This window comes from Idiomarina sp. UBA4206 (genome assembly GCF_002383015.1).
In the GTDB taxonomy this organism is placed as follows: Bacteria; Pseudomonadota; Gammaproteobacteria; order Enterobacterales; family Alteromonadaceae; genus Idiomarina; species Idiomarina abyssalis.
In genome coordinates, this window is record NZ_DFTS01000013.1 from 28,187 (window position 1) to 28,433 (window position 247).

Sequence of the window (247 nt, forward strand, 5' to 3'; positions counted from 1 at the left end):
TCATTGATGTGGTCGACATGATGACCCCCATTACCAAATACACCCAGGCGATTATTAGCGCCAGCAGCATTCCGGCGCACATACGCGAAGCTTTCCGTCGCGCTGAGGACGAACGCCCGGGCGCTTCTCATCTGGAGTTATCGGATGACATCAGCCGCGAGGAGGTCAGCAGCCTTCCAATACAAGCCAGTCATTCGCGCCGCCCCATTACCGAGCATAAGTCGGTACGCCACGTACTGGAACTTCT

At 56.3% G+C, this 247-nt stretch carries 1 pseudogene; it reads left to right on the forward strand.

What is annotated here, in order from left to right:
• Positions 1–247: pseudogene (locus B3180_RS02605) on the forward strand (thiamine pyrophosphate-binding protein); the annotation flags it as partial.